General features: G+C 67.7%; 17 protein-coding genes. 9 read left to right on the forward strand and 8 right to left on the reverse strand.

Annotated features, from left to right (window positions below):
- The first annotated feature begins 87 nt into the window (after positions 1 to 87).
- From thrS to VHO04_RS03800, 6 genes are read left to right on the forward strand one after another with little or no spacing between them, the layout of a single operon-like run.
- The gene (thrS, locus tag VHO04_RS03775; protein ID WP_329627070.1) at positions 88 to 2,091 is read left to right on the forward strand and encodes a threonine--tRNA ligase; all 2,004 of its coding nucleotides are present in this window, start codon (positions 88 to 90) and stop codon (positions 2,089 to 2,091) included.
- Positions 2,088 to 2,672 carry a metallophosphoesterase gene (locus VHO04_RS03780; protein WP_329627071.1) on the forward strand — a complete coding sequence of 195 codons (585 nt, stop codon included), beginning with the start codon at positions 2,088 to 2,090 and terminating at the stop codon, positions 2,670 to 2,672. The genes thrS and VHO04_RS03780 overlap by 4 nt, the downstream gene beginning before the upstream one ends.
- On the forward strand, positions 2,636 to 2,935 hold the full coding sequence (locus tag VHO04_RS03785) for a hypothetical protein (RefSeq protein WP_329627072.1): 300 nt from the start codon (positions 2,636 to 2,638) through the stop codon (positions 2,933 to 2,935). Before VHO04_RS03780 ends, VHO04_RS03785 begins: the two co-directional genes overlap by 37 nt.
- Positions 2,932 to 3,630 (forward strand): helix-turn-helix domain-containing protein, encoded by a 699-nt coding sequence (locus tag VHO04_RS03790; RefSeq protein ID WP_329627073.1) that lies wholly within the window; start codon positions 2,932 to 2,934, stop codon positions 3,628 to 3,630. The genes VHO04_RS03785 and VHO04_RS03790 overlap by 4 nt, the downstream gene beginning before the upstream one ends.
- A gap of 10 nt (positions 3,631 to 3,640) precedes the next feature.
- A complete protein-coding gene (locus VHO04_RS03795) occupies positions 3,641 to 4,786 on the forward strand; it encodes a hypothetical protein (protein ID WP_329627074.1) in 1,146 nt (381 codons plus the stop codon).
- Between the two features lie 51 nt (positions 4,787 to 4,837).
- Positions 4,838 to 5,599 (forward strand): sulfite exporter TauE/SafE family protein, encoded by a 762-nt coding sequence (locus tag VHO04_RS03800; RefSeq protein ID WP_329627075.1) that lies wholly within the window; start codon positions 4,838 to 4,840, stop codon positions 5,597 to 5,599.
- On the opposite strand, the gene VHO04_RS03805 is transcribed toward VHO04_RS03800, so the two are convergent.
- Both VHO04_RS03805 and VHO04_RS03810 read right to left on the reverse strand, forming a co-directional pair.
- Positions 5,596 to 8,097, reverse strand: coding sequence for an ABC transporter permease (locus tag VHO04_RS03805; RefSeq protein ID WP_329627076.1), 2,502 nt, complete (start codon positions 8,095 to 8,097; stop codon positions 5,596 to 5,598). The genes VHO04_RS03800 and VHO04_RS03805 overlap by 4 nt on opposite strands.
- A 121-nt stretch (positions 8,098 to 8,218) precedes the next feature.
- Complete coding sequence (locus VHO04_RS03810) at positions 8,219 to 8,896, reverse strand: ABC transporter ATP-binding protein (protein ID WP_414713079.1); 678 nt, start codon at positions 8,894 to 8,896, stop codon at positions 8,219 to 8,221.
- 47 nt (positions 8,897 to 8,943) lie between these two features.
- Here VHO04_RS03810 and VHO04_RS03815 point away from each other — a divergent pair, with 47 nt between their 5' ends.
- Positions 8,944 to 9,657: an arylesterase gene (locus VHO04_RS03815; protein ID WP_329627078.1), complete on the forward strand. Its 714-nt coding sequence runs from the start codon at positions 8,944 to 8,946 to the stop codon at positions 9,655 to 9,657.
- A 133-nt stretch (positions 9,658 to 9,790) separates the two neighbouring features.
- On the opposite strand, the gene VHO04_RS03820 is transcribed toward VHO04_RS03815, so the two are convergent.
- From VHO04_RS03820 to VHO04_RS03840, 5 genes are all read right to left on the reverse strand, one after another.
- Positions 9,791 to 10,438 (reverse strand): MOSC domain-containing protein, encoded by a 648-nt coding sequence (locus VHO04_RS03820; RefSeq protein WP_329627079.1) that lies wholly within the window; start codon positions 10,436 to 10,438, stop codon positions 9,791 to 9,793.
- Positions 10,435 to 10,764: a YnfA family protein gene (locus VHO04_RS03825; protein WP_329627080.1), complete on the reverse strand. Its 330-nt coding sequence runs from the start codon at positions 10,762 to 10,764 to the stop codon at positions 10,435 to 10,437. The genes VHO04_RS03820 and VHO04_RS03825 overlap by 4 nt, the downstream gene beginning before the upstream one ends.
- Positions 10,765 to 10,965: 201 nt before the next feature.
- The gene (locus tag VHO04_RS03830) at positions 10,966 to 11,430 is read right to left on the reverse strand and encodes a hypothetical protein (protein WP_329627081.1); all 465 of its coding nucleotides are present in this window, start codon (positions 11,428 to 11,430) and stop codon (positions 10,966 to 10,968) included.
- A 226-nt stretch (positions 11,431 to 11,656) separates the two neighbouring features.
- Entirely contained in the window at positions 11,657 to 12,904 is a 1,248-nt protein-coding gene (rlmN, locus tag VHO04_RS03835) for a 23S rRNA (adenine(2503)-C(2))-methyltransferase RlmN (RefSeq protein ID WP_329627082.1), read from the reverse strand.
- 204 nt (positions 12,905 to 13,108) lie between these two features.
- Positions 13,109 to 13,852 carry an SDR family oxidoreductase gene (locus VHO04_RS03840; RefSeq protein WP_329627083.1) on the reverse strand — a complete coding sequence of 248 codons (744 nt, stop codon included), beginning with the start codon at positions 13,850 to 13,852 and terminating at the stop codon, positions 13,109 to 13,111.
- Between the two features lie 323 nt (positions 13,853 to 14,175).
- Here VHO04_RS03840 and VHO04_RS03845 point away from each other — a divergent pair, with 323 nt between their 5' ends.
- The gene (locus tag VHO04_RS03845; RefSeq protein WP_329627084.1) at positions 14,176 to 14,568 is read left to right on the forward strand and encodes a helix-turn-helix domain-containing protein; all 393 of its coding nucleotides are present in this window, start codon (positions 14,176 to 14,178) and stop codon (positions 14,566 to 14,568) included.
- Positions 14,569 to 14,592: 24 nt separating this feature from the next.
- On the opposite strand, the gene VHO04_RS03850 is transcribed toward VHO04_RS03845, so the two are convergent.
- Entirely contained in the window at positions 14,593 to 14,919 is a 327-nt protein-coding gene (locus VHO04_RS03850; RefSeq protein ID WP_329627085.1) for a UrcA family protein, read from the reverse strand.
- A gap of 151 nt (positions 14,920 to 15,070) precedes the next feature.
- Between VHO04_RS03850 and VHO04_RS03855 the strand changes: the two genes are divergently transcribed.
- Positions 15,071 to 15,952, forward strand: coding sequence for a LysR family transcriptional regulator (locus VHO04_RS03855; protein WP_329627086.1), 882 nt, complete (start codon positions 15,071 to 15,073; stop codon positions 15,950 to 15,952).
- Positions 15,953 to 16,036 lie beyond the last annotated feature (84 nt).

A 16,036-nucleotide genomic window follows, 5' to 3' on the forward strand; every position in this document is an offset into this window, starting at 1 on the left:
CCTTCCGCGTGAAAACGGCCCTTGCCGCTGCTTTCGCGCGCTGGCAAAGGAGCGCGGCAATCCTGCCCAGAAAGGCTCCCTTTTCCGATGTCCCAGATGATCCGCGTCACCCTTCCCGATGGCTCTGCCCGTGAAGTCGCGCGCGGAACCACCCCGGCGCAGATTGCCGCCGACATCGGCCCCGGCCTCGCCAAGGCCGCGCTCGCCGCGAAGATCGACGGCGAACTGCGCGACATCATGCGCCCGCTGGAGGCGGATACCAACCTCGCGCTGGTGACGAGCCGCGACGAGGCCGACGCGCTCGAACTCGTGCGCCACGACTATGCGCATGTGCTGGCGGAGGCGGTGCAGAGCCTGTTTCCGGGCACGCAGATCACCTTCGGCCCCTCGACGAACGACGGCTTCTATTACGACTTCGCGCCGACCGCGGAGCATGGCGCGTTTCGCGACGACGAACTGCCGCTGATCGAGGAGGAGATGCGCCGCATCATCGCCGCCGACCTTCCCCTCACGCGCGAAGTGTGGGAGCGCGACAAGCTCATCGCCAAATGGCGCGCCGATGGCGAGACGTTCAAGGCCGAATGGGCCGCCGAACTGCCCGAGGGCGAGGAACTGACCGTCTACCGCAGCGGCGACGGCTGGATGGACATGTGCCGCGGGCCGCATCTGGCCTCGACCGGCAAGCTCGACCCCGCCGCCTTCAAGCTGACGCGCGTGTCGGGCGCCTATTGGCGCGGCGACCAGAAGAATGCGCAGCTTTCGCGCATCTACGGCACCGGCTGGCTCAACAAGAAGCAGCTCGCCGAGCATCTCGTCCGCCTCGAAGAGGCCGCGAAACGCGACCATCGCAAGATCGGGCGCGAGATGGATCTGTTCCACCTGCAGGAAGAGGCGCACGGCAGCGTCTTCTGGCACCCCAAGGGCTATCGCATCTATCGCGAACTCGAGGCTTATATGCGGCGCGCGATCGACGGCGCCGACTATCAGGAGGTCAAGACCCCGCAGGTGATGGACGCCCGCCAGTGGGAGCAGTCGGGCCATTGGGGCAAATATCGCGAGAATATGTTCGTCATCCCCGACGAAATCCCGAACACCGAGGATGAGGGGCCGATCGTCTCGAACGATGCCGAGTGGATGGCGCTCAAGCCGATGAACTGCCCCGCGCACGTGCTGATCTTCCGTCAGGGGATCAAGTCGTACCGCGACCTGCCGCTGCGCATGGCCGAAATGGGCTGCTGCCACCGCAACGAGCCGCACGGCGCGCTCCACGGCATCATGCGCGTGCGCCAGTTCACCCAGGACGACGGCCATATCTTCTGCCGCGAGGATCAGATCGTCGAGGAAGTGCGTGATTTCTGCGCGCTGCTCGACCGCGTCTACAAGCAGCTCGGGTTCGAAAAATATGCCGTAAAGCTCGCATTGCGTCCCGATATGCGCTTCGGCACCGAAGAGATGTGGGACAAGGCCGAGGCGGAACTCCGCGAAGCCGTCGAACGCGCGGGTATGGCGAACGACGACTATGGCTGGGAGGAACTGCCGGGCGAGGGCGCCTTCTATGCCCCCAAGCTCGAATTCCACCTGACCGACGCGATCGGCCGCACTTGGCAGTGCGGGACGATCCAGTCCGACCGCGTGATGCCCGAACGCCTCGACGCCTCCTATGTGGGCGAGGATGGCGAGCGCCACCGCCCGGTGATGCTCCATCGCGCGATCCTCGGCACTTACGAGCGCTTCATCGGCATCCTGATCGAGCATTTCGCCGGCCGCTTCCCGACCTGGCTCGCGCCGGTGCAGGCGGTGGTCGCGACGATCGTCAGCGACGCCGACGAGTATGCGAAGGACGCCGTCGAGCAATTGACCGCCGCCGGCGTCCGCGTCGAGGCCGACCTGCGCAACGAAAAGATCAACTACAAGGTGCGCGAACACAGCCTGCAGAAAGTCCCCTATCTGCTCATCGTCGGCAAGCGCGAGGCCGACGAGGGCACGGTCGCGATCCGCACCCTCGGCCAGGACGGCCAGCGCATCCTGCCGCTCGCCGAGGCGATCGCGATGCTGAAGGGCGAAGCGACGCCGCCGGACCTCAAGGATTGAGCGCCGGATCGCGGCGGCGCTGGCTGCGCTGGGTGGCGCTAGTCGCGCTGCTCTGCGTGGCGCTGCTCGCCAAGGGTTATTGGAATGCGACGCGCGACCCGATCGTGCGCAAGGCCTCGGTCGAGGTGGCCGATTGGCCGGCGGGTCAGCCGCCACTGAACATATTACTGCTGTCCGACGTCCATGTTTCGACCCCCGATATGTCCCCAGCACGGCTGACACGGCTGGTGGCGCAGCTCAATAAGCTGAAGCCTGACCTCGTCGCCATCGCCGGAGATTTTACCAGCGGCAAGCGCTTCGCTACCCGCCATCATACGCCTGACGAGATCGCCGCGCCGCTTGCCGGGTTCAAGGCGCCGCTCGGCACCGTTGCGGTGCTCGGCAACCATGACTTCTGGCACGATGCGCCGGCACAGGCCGCTGCGTTGCGAAGACGAGGCATCGCCGTTCTCGCCAATACGGCTTGCGGCGCGGCCCGCTGGCCATTGGCGGCATCGCCGACGAAGTCACAAGGCACGATGATGTTCCAGCCACCTATGCCGCGATGGAAGCGCTCGGTCCCGGGCCGCGCGTTCTGCTGACGCACAGTCCCGACGTGGTGCCGAAGCTGCCCGCGCCGGTCGCTGCCGTCCTAACCGGCCATACGCATTGCGGGCAGTTGGTCTTTCCCGTCATCGGCGCGCTGACCTATTCGTCCGACTATGGCGACCGCTTCGCCTGCGGCCGGATCGAGGTGGGTGGACAGTCGGTGTTCGTCGGTGCGGGGCTCGGCACCAGTATCGTTCCGCTCCGCTACGGCACGCCGCCTGATGTGTGGCTCGTCACGCTGGGGCCGGCGGCATGAAGCATTCGCCCCACCACGCGGCTATCGACAGGCACCCAGCGGGCGAGACCCTGCCGCGCCATCGCCATGTACGGGGCTATATCGCACTGGTGGTCGGCGGCGATTATGAGGAAGCTGGCGATCAGGGGCGGCTTGTGGCCTACGCCGGAACGGTCGTGGCGCATGGCGACTGGACCGCACATCAGGATCGCTTTGGTCTTCGGGGCGCGCAGGTGGTCAATCTGCCGGCTGTCCCCGGCTTTGCGGCAGGCGTGGGGCAGATCGATGATCCCGACCATGCCGTGCGCCTCGCCGAACGCGATCCGGTCGCGGCGGCAATCTATGTGTGCGACAATTTCAGGTCGGGCGTGGAACGACGCGACGACTGGCCCGACTTGCTTGCCGGGGCATTGGCGGCCGACCCTGATTTGACGCTCGGGCATTGGGCCGAAGCGATGGGGCTCGACCCGGCATCGGTCAGCCGCGGCTTTGCGCGCGCCTATGGCGTCACGCCCAAGCGCTTCCGGCTGGAGGCGCGGACGCGGGGGGCGCTGGCCGCGCTGCCGTCGTGGCGCGGCAGCCTCGCTGACCTCGCCGCCGATCAGGGTTTCGCCGATCAGGCGCATCTCGCTCGCTCGGTCGTCGCGATGACCGGAATGCCTCCGGTTCGTTTCCGGGCAAAATCCGTTCAAGCCGCCGCGCCGCCGCGCGGTTAGGGCTGGCGGCATGGATCGCCGCATCTTCCTCGCCGCCACGCTCGCCGGCCTCGCCGCTCCCGCTTTCGCCAGGGCGCAACAGCGCAAACCCTCGCGCACGCGCTGGAAAGTCCGCGCGTCGGAAGGCTTCGACGCGCTCGCCTTTCTCGGCCCACTGGCCGGGCGCGCCCTCTACCTGACCTATTATCAGGCCGACGTCGATGCCTTCGCGCCGCGCCTGCCGGAGGCGGTGCGCAGCGACATTGCAGCACTGTGGCAGGAGGCGGAGAAGGCGGGCTTCGGGCTGCTCGGTCCGTCGGCGTCGGTCCTTTTTTCCGGTCACGACGGCAGCATCGCGGCGCTGATCGCCGCGGCGGCGAGTCCCGAAACCGCCTTGCTGCCGGCCTATCGCCAGAGCAGCTACTGGAGCGAAAGCGACTGGCGATGGTTCACCGGCGCGGCGCCGCGCCTGAAGGCGGTTTTCGAAGCGATGCAAGCGGCCGGTTTCGCCGCCTTCCGCGCCGAGCGCGCCGCGGGCCTCGACGCCCGCATCGCCGAACTGACCCGCGACCTTGCCGCCTATGACGTGATCAGCCTGCAGGAAAAGCTGACCGGCCGGACTTTCGACCCCGGGATCGAAGTCGTGCTGCTGCAATTCTGCAAGCCGCACGGGATCAAGGTACAGGGACAGACCTTTCTGCAGGCGGCCGACTGGAACACCGCGATCACCGTGCGCAACGCCGCGCACGAGATGCTGCACCCGCCGGTGCCGATGGACGGGGCGGCGGCGAAAGCGGCGCTCGCCCTGCTCGCAAAGGACGACCTCATCGCCCGCATCGTGCGCGAACACGATCCGCAATGGGGCTATACGACCCTCGAAGGGCTGCTCAACGAGGATCTGACGCAGGCGCTCGACCAGCTCATCGGCGAGGCGCTCGGCGTCGGGCGCAATCCCGCCGACCGCTGGCGCCAATCGGACGACGGCATCCATGTGCTCGCGGGCGCCTTCTATGGCATGTTCCGCGACGACAAATGGATCGAGACCGGCGGATCGATCGAGGCATGGCTCGCACGCGCCGCCGAGACCGGCCGCCTCGCCCCGGCACGGCTCCATGCCGTTGCCGCGCGCGTCCTCGAACGGCCAGCGACGAGCCTCTGGCCGGTGCCGAAGGTCTAGCGACCGCCGCCAAGCTCGGCTACGGCATCCCGAAACAGGGGAGTCGCCGGCTTGAATGGATTGCAGCATCTCGTCGGCATCGCGCCGCTGACTTTCGCCGGCGCGGCGGCGATGACGTTCGGCGCCGCCTATGTGCGCGGGCTGACCGGGTTCGGCATGGCGATCATCCTCGTGCCTTTGCTCGGCCTCATCATCCCGCCGGCGCAGGCGGTGGTGCTCGGCATCCTGCTGCAACTGCTGATCGGGCCGGTCGGGCTGGGGCTGATCCACGCCGATGCCGACCGCGCCACGGCACTGCCGATCGGGCTGATCGCGATGGTGACGACCCCCATCGGCATGGCGGTGCTGGGCGTGACGAGGCCCGATGTCGCGCGGCTGCTGATCACCGTGGTCGCGGTGGGGGCGTTCGTCGCCGTGCTGCTCCCCAAGCAGCCCGAGGGGCACAGGCCGGGCCGCGCCGCGGTGATCGGCACCGGCGTCGCATCGGGCATCCTCACCGGCTTCGCCGCGATGCCGGGGCCGCCGGTCGTGCCCTTCTATCTGCGCCGCCGCCTCGACCCCAGGACCGCGCGCGCGTCGATGCTGCTGATCTTCTTCCTCACCGCGATCGCTGGCACCGCCGCGGCGCTGTGGGTGGGGATCGCGACGCAGCGACTCTTCCTGCTCGCGCTGCTGCTTTTCGTGCCGATGTGGCTCGGCAACCGCGTCGGCGGCCGCCAGTTCGGCCGCGTGCCGCCGCACGTCTGGCAGGCGATGGTCGCGGTCGTGCTGGGCATCGCGGCGATCTCGGCGGTGGTGCGCCTGCTGAACTAAAGGCTCCGCAGCGCCTGCGCGGGCTTGGCCGAGAGCAGCGGCCAGCTTCCCGCGATCCCGATCAGGAAGGACAGACCCGCGCCGCCGAGCAGGGTTGCGCCGACGATCACCGGATCGGGCGCGAAGCGGAAATCGAACAGCTGCGTCACGACATACCAGGCGCCCGCAAGGCCGAGCCCCAGCGCGAGCAGCGCCAATATCCCCGCAAGCACCGCATATTCCAGCCCCTGCGCCCCCAATATCTGCCCGCGCGTGGCGCCGAGCAGTTTCAGGATGACGCTGTCGTAGACCCGCCGCTCGCGGCTCGCCGCGATCGCGCCGATCAGCACCGCGATGCCGGCGAGGATCGCGATGCTCGCCGCCGCGGCGATCGCCTGACTCATCTGGGTGAGCAGGGTCGTGACCTGCGACACCACGTCGCGCACCTCGATCAGCGAGGCCGACGGGAAGGCGCGCGGGATGCTGCGCGCGAGTTCGGCCTCGGCCTTCGGCGGCACCGCGACCGTCGCGACCATATTGTGCGGCGCCGCGTCGAAGGCGCCGGGTGAGAAGACGAGGACATAGTTGAGCCCGAAATTGTCCCACTCGACGGTGCGGAAGGAGGCGACTTTCGCCTGCACCTCGACGCCGAGGACATTGACCGACAGCGTATCGCCGAGCTTCAGCCCCAGCGACGCCGCGACCTCCTGCTCGACGCTGACCAGCGGCGGCCCCTTGTAATCGGCCGGCCACCATCGCCCGCCGACCAGCGTGCTGCCGCTCGGCAAGGTGGGGCTGTAGGTTAGCCCGCGATCGCCGCGCAGCACCCAGGCGCCTTCGGGCAGTTCGGCAAGCTCGTCGACGCGTTGTCCATGAAATTCGGTGATGCTGCCGCGCAGCGCCGGGATCATGTTGATCGCGGCATCGGGCGTGGCATCGGTCACCAGCGAACGAAAGTCACCCGCGCGGTCGCGCGGGATGTCGAGGACGAAGAAACTCGGTGCGCGCTGCGGCACGGTGCGCGCGATCTCGGCGGTGATGCTCGTCTGGATCGCCGCGAGGGTGACGAACAGCGTCAGCCCGAGTCCGAGCGCGACCACGAGCGCGCCCGTCGCGGCGCCCGGCCGGTGCAGGTTGGCGAGCGCAAGGCGCAGCAGCGGCCGCTTCGGCCGCGGCAGCCGGCTCGCGGTGCGCCGCACCAGCCAGCCGAGCCCGACGAGGATCACCAACAGCGCCGCCGCCGCGCCGATGAACGACAGCGCGAACAGCGGATCGCGCGCGGTGCCGACCGCCAGCGCGACGATCGCCGCGAGCGCCGCACCGACCGCAATGACCGTCTGTCGGTCGATCCGCACCCCGCCGTCGACCGTCGCGCGATAGAGTCCCGCCGCCGGCACATGCCGCGTCGCTGCGAGCGGCGGCAGCGCGAAGGCGATGGCGATCAGCAGGCCATAGGCGGCGCTCACCGCGAGCGGCAGCGGGTAGAGCGCGAAGCCCGGCCGCACCGGCAGCACGTCGCCCGCGATCCAGCCGATGAGGCTCGGCGCGAGCGCGCCGACCACCAGCCCCGCGCCGATCGCCGCCGCTGCGACGGCGAGAATCTGCAGGCCATAGATGCGCAGCACCGCCGCGCTGTCGGCGCCGAGAACCTTGAGCGTCGCGAGCCCCGGCCGCTTGCCGGCGAGATAGCTCGCGACCCCGTTGCCGACGCCGATCCCGGCGATCACCAGCGCGGCGAGGCCGACGAGGGCTAGAAATTGCCCCATCCGCTCGATGAAGCGGCGCGTTCCCGGCGCGCCGTTGCTGCGATCGGTGATCTTCCAGCCCGCTTCGGGAAAGTCAGCGGTCAGCCGTTTCCCGGTCGCCGCGGGATCGGCGCTCGCGGGCAGGCGGACGCGATATTTGCTTTCGTAGAGGCTTCCGGGCTGGATGAGCTGCGTCGCGGGCAGATCGGCAAGGCCGATGATCGCGACCGGGCCGAGTGCAAAACCCTCGCCCAGCCGGTCGGGTTCCTCGGCGATGATGCCGTCGATCCGGAACGTTTTTTCGCCGAACGTCACCGGCCCGCCGACTTTCAGGTCGAGCCGCGAGGCCAGATCCTTGCCGATCCAGATCGCACCCGGCGGCGGCGGCCCCCGGCGTGCGCCGCTCTCCAGCCGCATCGTGCCGTAAAGCGGATAGGCGCCATCGACCGCCTTCAATTCCGACAGCAGCGCATCGCCGCCCGGCGCGTTCGCCATCGCGCGCAGCCGCACCGTCGAGGACGGCGTGCCGATGCTGTGGAACCCCGCCATCTCTTCGCGCGTGGCTTCGCGCTGCGGCAGGCTGAACTCGATATCGCCGCCGAGGATCGTCTGCCCGCGCGCTTCGAGTTCGGAGGTGATGCCGCTCGTCAGGCTGCCGATCGCGGCGAGCGTCGCGACGCCGAGGAACAGGCAGACTGCAAGCAGCCGAAGCCCGCGAATCCGCGTCGCGAGGTCGCGCCGCGCGATTCGCCAGAGGGTGGCGAGGGGGAGCATCAGATCGCAGGCCCCCATTCTCCGTTCGTGTCGAGCGAAGTCGAGACACCCCGAAGAAAAGCGCAACGCCGATGGGTGTCTCGACTTCGCTCGACACGAACGGGATCAGAATGATGCGCCATCATCGTTCCTCGATCCGCCCGTCGTGCATCACGACCACGCGGTCGCAATGCTCGGCCAGTTCGGGATCATGGGTGATGATCAGCAGGGTCACACCCAGCGCGGCGCGGCGGGCGAAGATCAGCTCGATGATCGACTGCCCCGTCGCGGTGTCGAGATTGCCCGTCGGCTCGTCGGCGAAGATGATCGCGGGCGCGCTCGCCATCGCGCGGGCGATCGCGACACGCTGCTGCTCGCCGCCCGAAAGCTGCGCGGGATAATGGGTCAGGCGATGGCCGAGCCCGACCGCTTCGAGCTCGGCGCGCGCCTTGCCGAACGGGTCGGCGATCCCCGCCAGTTCCAGCGGCACCGCGACATTTTCGAGCGCGGTCATCGTCGGCAGCAGGTGAAAGGCCTGCAGCACGATGCCGATCCGCCCGCGCCGCGCGCGCGCCAGCGCATCCTCGTCCATCGCGCCGAAATCGAGCCCCGCGACGCGGATCGTCCCGCCGCCCGCGCGTTCGAGCCCGGCGAGTACCGCCATCAGCGAGCTTTTCCCCGATCCCGATGGCCCGAGCAGCGCGACCGAGGTTCCGGCCGCGACCTCCAGATCGACTCCGCGCAAAATTTCGACCGGGGCCTTGTCGCTCCCCAGCGTCAGCGTCACATTATGGGCGGCGATCGCGGGATCAGGCGCCAAGTCCGGCGAAGCTCGTGAGGCGTCGGTCAAGAAGGAGCCCTTTGGAAATGAAAACGGCCGGATGGCGTTCTGCCTTGATATATGGTTGCGTAATCGCGCTTTGCCAACCGCTCGCCGCCTGCGGTTCGGCCGAGGCGCCCGCGGCGCCGGCGAAGGACAAGGCCGGTGAGGCAAAAGCGGCGGCAATCCCGGCGAATGCGCCGTTGATTATCGCCTTCGGCGACAGCCTCTATGCCGGCTATCAGCTTGGCCCGAAGGAAGGACTCGCGCCGCAATTGCAGGCGGCGCTGGCCGCCGACGGCGTCGTCGCGCGGGTCCAGAATGCCGGGGTTTCGGGCGACACCAGCGCAGCGGGGCGGCAGCGGCTGGCCTATGTGCTTGACAATGCGAAGGCGAAGCCCGCGCTCGTCCTGCTCGGGCTCGGCGGCAACGACATGCTGCGCGGGATCGACGCCGCACAGACGCGCGCCAATCTCGATGCGATGCTCGCCGAGCTCAAGAAGCGCGGCATCCCGGTGGTGCTCACCGGCATGGTCGCGGCGCCGAACATGGGTCCGGATTATGCCAGGAAATTCAATCCTATCTATCCCGAACTTGCGACCAAATATGGCACCAGCCTCTATCCCTTCATCCTCGATAATGTCGTGGGGAAGCCCGAGTTGATGCTCGGCGATCACATCCACCCCAATGCCGAGGGGGTGAAGATCGTGGCCGCGGGACTGGCGCCGCTGGTCGAGGATGCGCTGCCCAACGCGAAATAGTCCTCCCTGCCGCGAAGCGGTGGGGAGGGGGACCGCCCGCAAAGCGGGTGGTGGAGGGGCTGCAACGTCGCGCTATTACCCCTCCGTCAGACCTGCGGGCTGCCACCTCCCCATCGCTGCGCGACGGGGAGGATCAGGAAGCCAGCAATTTCGCCGCCCGCGCCCGCCACGTCGTCGCCAGCGCTTCCATCGCGGCCAGCTCGCGCAATGCGCCCGGCTCGCGCTTGCCCGCGCCGCCGATCAGCAGCCGGAAGACCCGCTCGACGCTCCATTCGGGCAGCGGTCGTTCGATCAGGTCGAGCGCATCGCCCGCCGCGACCGCACCGTCCTCGATCACGCGATAATACCAGCCGCTGCGCCCGGTCGTCACCACCGTCGCGGGGACGCTGGCGATGCCGAAGCGGTGTCCCAGCTTCCAGCACGGCTGGCGCCCCTGGCTGACTTCGACCAGCGCCGTGCCGAGGCGGAAGCGGTCGCCGATACAAAGATCGCTTTCGACCAGCCCTTCGGTCGAGATATTCTCGCCGAACGCGCCCGGTGCCGTCAGCAGGGCGTGGCCGCCCAGCTCCTCCGCCCACCAGCCATAATGATCGCGCGGATAATGGTGGATCGCCTTGTCGACCCCGCCGTGCACCGTCAGGTCGGCCTGCTCGTCGCCGTCGATGCCGAGGCGGCGGACGGCGCGCGCGCCCTCGAACGGCGTCTTGCCGATCGCGCTTGCCTCGTCGCCGCGAAAGGCGCGCGCCTTGCCGGTCAGCACCGCGTCGATCGCGATACTCATACGGCCGCTCCGCGCGGGCCGAACAGGATGATCGCAGCGCCGCTCAGACAGACCGCGGCGCCGATCACGTCCCAGCGGTCGGGCCGCGCCCCCTCGACCGCCCACAGCCACAGCAGCGCCGCGACGATATAGACCCCGCCATAGGCGGCGTAGGCGCGCCCGGCATGATCGGTATCGACCAGCGTCAGCAGCCAGGCGAACAGCACCAGCGACGCCAGCCCCGGCAGGGTCCACCAGACGGACTTGTCCATCCGCAGCCATGCCCAGAAGGCGAAACATCCGGCGATCTCGGCCAGCGCGGCGGCGATATAGGCGAAGGCGGTCATGCGCGCACCGTGGCGCGGGTGGATGGGAAAGGGAAGGGGGTGTCTTGAGGTGGGGCGTTGTGTTCGCTTCCTTCGTCATCCCGGATCAAGTCCGGGATGACGATAAGAGAAGTTGGCTGGTAGGCGGTCTATGCCTTCCCCAAAAGAAAAGGGGCGACCCGCAGGCCGCCCCTTTCCGTGTCACATCGCTGTTCCGAAAGATCAGAACGCGAGGCCGAGGCCGACCGCGAAGGTGTCGAAGTCGTTGACGTTGTTGCCGAGGAACTGGTGGCGATACTCGACCTTGCCGTACAGGTTCTGGCCCAGCTTGTGCTGATAGCCGGCGCCGACATAGGGATCGTCGATCTGGCCGAAGGTGTAACCGGCGTTGGCATAGAGCTTGCCGTTGACGCCGATCTTGGCGCCCGCGCGGCCGCCGGCCGAGAACTGGACCTTGGCGCCGTCGATCAGAACCTTGTCGCCGGCGATTTCGGCGCCGCCGAAAGCGGTCGAGCCGAGGTCGAAATCATAACCGCCCGCAACGCCGAGGGTGGCGTCGTCGAAACCGCTGCCGGTGATGTAACCGCCGCGCACTTCGACGCGGGCTTCGCCGCCGTCGGCGGCCAGGGCGGGGGTGGTGGCGACAGCAGCCGAGAGGAGAGCGGCAGCAACTGCGAACTTCTTCATAATCTTTTCCTTTTCATTCCTTCGGACCACGCCCTTTGGGTCGCGGCCCGGGCCCTAAATGGGCTTCGCGGCTGTCGCTGCAATGAATGGATTGTTCAGAATATGACAATTTTCTTACCTGTGTTGTTTTTGCAACACAGCATAGGTATGCGGCGCCGACCGCGCGGCAACCCGGACGGATTTCGGCGAAATATTTCGATTTTCAGACGGAATCGCGAGGCTGGGGTCAGCCCAGCGCGGCCTGCTTTTCCTCGGCGATGCGGTCGAGTTCGGCGCGGGTCGGCTTGGTCGCCGCGCTCTTGAGCTGGCCGCACGCGGCCATGATGTCGCGCCCGCGCGGCGTGCGGACCGGCGCCGAAATCCCGCTCTTGAAGATCAGGCTGCTGAACGCGCGCACCCGCTCGGGCGACGAGCATTCATAGGGCGCGCCGGGCCACGGATTGAACGGGATCAGATTGACTTTCGCGGGCAGATTATAGTGCTTGATCAGCCGGACGAGTTCACGCGCGTCGTCGTCGCTGTCGTTCTTGTCCTTCAGCATCACATATTCGAAGGTGATGCGCCGGGCATTGTTCGCGCCGGGATAGGCGGCACACGCCGCAAGCAATTCCTCGATGCCATATTTACGGTTGAGCGGCACGATCTCGTCGCGCACCTCCTTGCTGACCGCGTGCAGCGACACCGCGAGGTTGACGCCGATCTCTTCGCCCGCGCGCGCCATCATCGGCACGACGCCGCTCGTCGACAAAGTGATGCGCCGTTTCGACAGCGCGAGCCCGTCGCCGTCCATGACGATCTTGAGCGCGCCCTTGACCTCGTCGAAATTATAGAGCGGCTCGCCCATTCCCATCATCACGATGTTGGTGAGCATCCGGCCGTCGGCGGTGTAGTGGCTGCCCTCTTCGTCGGCGTCGTCATCCTCGGGATCGGGGCCGAAGCCGGCCATCGTCCCCTTGGGCCATTCGCCGAGCGCGTCGCGCGCGAGCAGCACCTGCCCGACGATCTCCCCCGCCGCGAGGTTGCGGACGAGGCGCATCGTCCCGGTGTGGCAGAAGCGGCAGTTGAGCGTGCATCCGACCTGGCTCGACACGCACAGCGTTCCCCGGTCGGCGTCGGGGATGAAGACCATCTCATATTCCTGGCCGTCGGCGGCGGCGAGCAACCACTTGCGCGTCCCGTCGTTCGACACCTGCGCCTCGCGCACGGTGGGGCGACCGATGATAAAGCGGTCGGTCAGCCACGGGCGCATCGCCTTGGCGATGTCGGTCATCGCCTCGAAATCGGTTACGCCGCGGTGATAGATCCAGTGCCAGATTTGTTTCGCGCGCAGCTTCGCCGCCTTGGCATCGAGCCCAGCCTCGACCAGCACCCCGCCGATCGCGTCGCGGGTCAGCCCGACCAAGTCGATACGGTTGCCCCCGCGCAGGGGAACGGTGCCCGTGGTGACGGGGTCGATATGGCCGGGAATCTGCATGATGCGCGCGCATATAGGGGGGAAGCGCAGTTTGCGCAATCTCCGCCAATCCTCCCCGCGACCGCAGGTCATGGGGAGGGGGGCCGCCGCGAAGCGGTGGTGGAGGGGACGCGAGCGTCGAGCGAGCGCTCCGCGCTCGGCCCCTCCGTCAGCCCTTTGGGCTGCCACCTCCCCACCGCTTGGCGGCGGGGAGGATCAAGAGGGTCACAGCGCCTTCAACATCGCCAGCATCTGCGGCACTGATCCATTCTTCTCCGCGTTGCGCAGCGGCAAGACATTCTGCACCAATATTTCAACGGGCGTCGACGTCTGCCCGAACAACCCCATCACCTCGTCGGCGAAAGCGTCCAGCGGCATATAGGCCTCGCGCGTCGATTGCCCCGGCGTCAGTTCGGTGCGCACCGCGGGCGGCGCGAGTTCGATCACCTCGACCTTGCCCTCCAGCTGGATGCGCAGCGCCTGCGTATAGCTGTGCAGCGCCGCCTTGCTCGCCGAATAGGTCGGCGCCTTGGGTAGCGGCACGAAGGCGAGGCCCGAGGTGACGTTGACGATCGCGCTGTCCGCCGTCGCCGCCAGATGATCGACCAGCGCGTCGACCAGCCGGATCGGGCCGAGGATGTTGGTGACGACCGTCGCCTCCGCGTCGGTCAGGTCGCGCTTCGCGTCCGCCCGTTCGTACATCATCACCCCAGCGTTGTTCACGACGACGTTGAGCGCCGGAAACGCCGCCACGATCTCCGTCGCGAAGGCCGCGATCGCCGCCGGATCGGTGACGTCGAGCGTCCTCGCGTGCAAATTCGCGCGACCCGCCACCGCGGCTTCCAGCTTCGCTGCATTGCGGCCGGTGACGATCACGACATTGCCCGCATCGTGCCAGCGCTGCGCGAGCGCGAGGCCAATGCCCGAGCCGCCGCCGGAGAGGAGGATGGTGTTGCCTGTGGGTTTCATGAGGATGGTTCCTTGATTGCTTCGGTGCATCTTCGTCGAGCGATCCAAGCCCCGTCATTCCCGCGAAGGCGGGAATCCCGCTATTTTCTCTTTCTTCGTGCCTTTGCGCCTTTGCGTGAAATTCCAAAAAATCTCACGCAAAGGCGCAGAGGCGCGAAGAAGAAAGCTGGATTCCCACTTTCGCGGGAATGACGGGTGGGGGCAATTGGCCGTTTAGCCGTTGCCCGTCCTCGACATCCCTCAATTAATCTCATACTCTCCAAAGGAAAGTGGGCACCCAAAAGTGCCATAGTTACCCAAAAGAGAGATTTGGATTTTCCGCGATGCCCAGTGCCGAAAAAATTGCGCCCGCCGCCTATGAAGCACTCGACCCACGCGTCGAAGCGCTCGTCAACGAGCTGATCGGCCGAGTCGCCGACAAATGGACGATGCTGCTGCTCGAGGCGCTCGAGGAGCATGGCACCTGCCGCTTCACGCGCCTCGCACAGCTCGTGCCCGGGATCAGCCAGAAGATGCTGACCCAGACGCTCCGCGCGATGGAGCGCGACGGCCTCGTCCATCGCAAGGTCCATCCGGTCGTGCCGCCCAAGGTCGAATACAGCCTGACCGGCCTCGGCCAGAGCCTGGGTGAGGCCTTTTGCGGAGTCTGGCTCTGGGCCGAGGCGAATCTCGACCGGGTCGAGGCGGCGCGGACCGCCTTCGACACGCGCGACTGAAGAGGGCCGGCGACCGGCGCCCCTCTATTTCGCGCGCGTCGTTATCCGGATCGGCTGAGCCCGCGCCGCATCGGCGACCACCTGTTCGGCCTCGGCCGAAGCGAGGAGACGCGTGTCGCGCTGGCACGCGCGAACGTCGTTCCTGCCTTCGAGGTCATAGTCGGGCGCGGTGCCGCACACCGCGACGACGGCGCGCCAGATGCGGCGGTCGAGCGCCTTGACGCCTTTTGCGGTGCTCAGGTCCAGGTCGGTATGCGCCACCGTCGCCGTGCGCGGCGCAGTGGGCTGGGCGAGAACGGGCTGGGCCAACGGCGCGGCAGCGAGAGCGGCGAGGATCAGAATCTTGCTCATCTTTGTCTCCATCGACCGGCTGATAAGGAGGGGAGGAAGCCGGTAGAACGGGAGATAATCCCCGGCTCCCCACGGCGGGAGTAACGATGTTGCCCGGCCATTCTGCAAAATTGCAGAATGCGGCCATCGCGCGTATCGCGCACAAGGCATCATGTTCGATTGGAACGACCTTCGCTATTTCCTTGCCGTCGCGGAGAGCGGCAGCACGCTCGCGGCGGCGCGGGCGCTGCGCGTCAGCCAGACGACGGTCGCCCGCCGCATCGCCGCGCTGGAAGCGGCGATGGGGCTTACCCTCTTCGAACGGCGGCAGGCGGGCTATGCGTTGACCCCGGTGGGCGAGGCGATGTTGGCGAATGCGCTGGCGGTCCGCGACGCCGCCGACCGCTTCGACGAGGCGGCGGGTGCTCGCTCACGCGACGCGGGCGGCGCGGTCAGCGTCACCGTGATGGAGATTTTCGCGATCACCGTCCTGCCGCCGATCCTGCGCGATCTGCGCGCGGCGCATCCCGAAATCCATATCCACCTCGACACGTCGGACGAGCCGCGCGATCTCGCCGCGGGCGCCGCCGACATTGCGATCCGCAGCAGCAAGCAGCCCGCGGGCGCCGGTCTCGTCGGGCGGCGCATCGCCGACAATGGCTGGACGCTTTATTGCAGCCGCGATTATGCCGACCGCCACGGCATTCCGCACAGCCGCGAGGAACTGGCGGCGCACCCCTTCATCGGCGGCGGCGGATCGGTCTGGGAGCCCTATCGCGCGTGGCTCCGGCAATATCGGCTCGAGGAGTCGGTGGTCATGCAATATGATTCGGCGGCGGGGCTGCTCGCCGGGGTGCGCTCGGGGATGGGGCTCACCATCCTGCCGGCCTTTCTCGCCGACCATGAACCCGACCTCATCCGCTGCATCCCGCCCAAGGCCGACGATACGACGGGCCTGTGGCTGCTCACCCACGAGCGGCTGCGCCACGTGCCGCGGGTACGCATCGTCCTCGATTTCCTCGCGGGCGCGCTGACCCGGCTGGCGCGGGAATAGGCGGGTTCGATCCCGTCGAAATACCGCTTTCCTATTATGTTCGCGCGTGGTTCAAATTGACCATATGACGCGGCGATGCCGTAG

The sequence above is a fragment of the Sphingopyxis sp. genome (genome assembly GCF_036261875.1).
Lineage (GTDB): Bacteria > Pseudomonadota > Alphaproteobacteria > Sphingomonadales > Sphingomonadaceae > Sphingopyxis.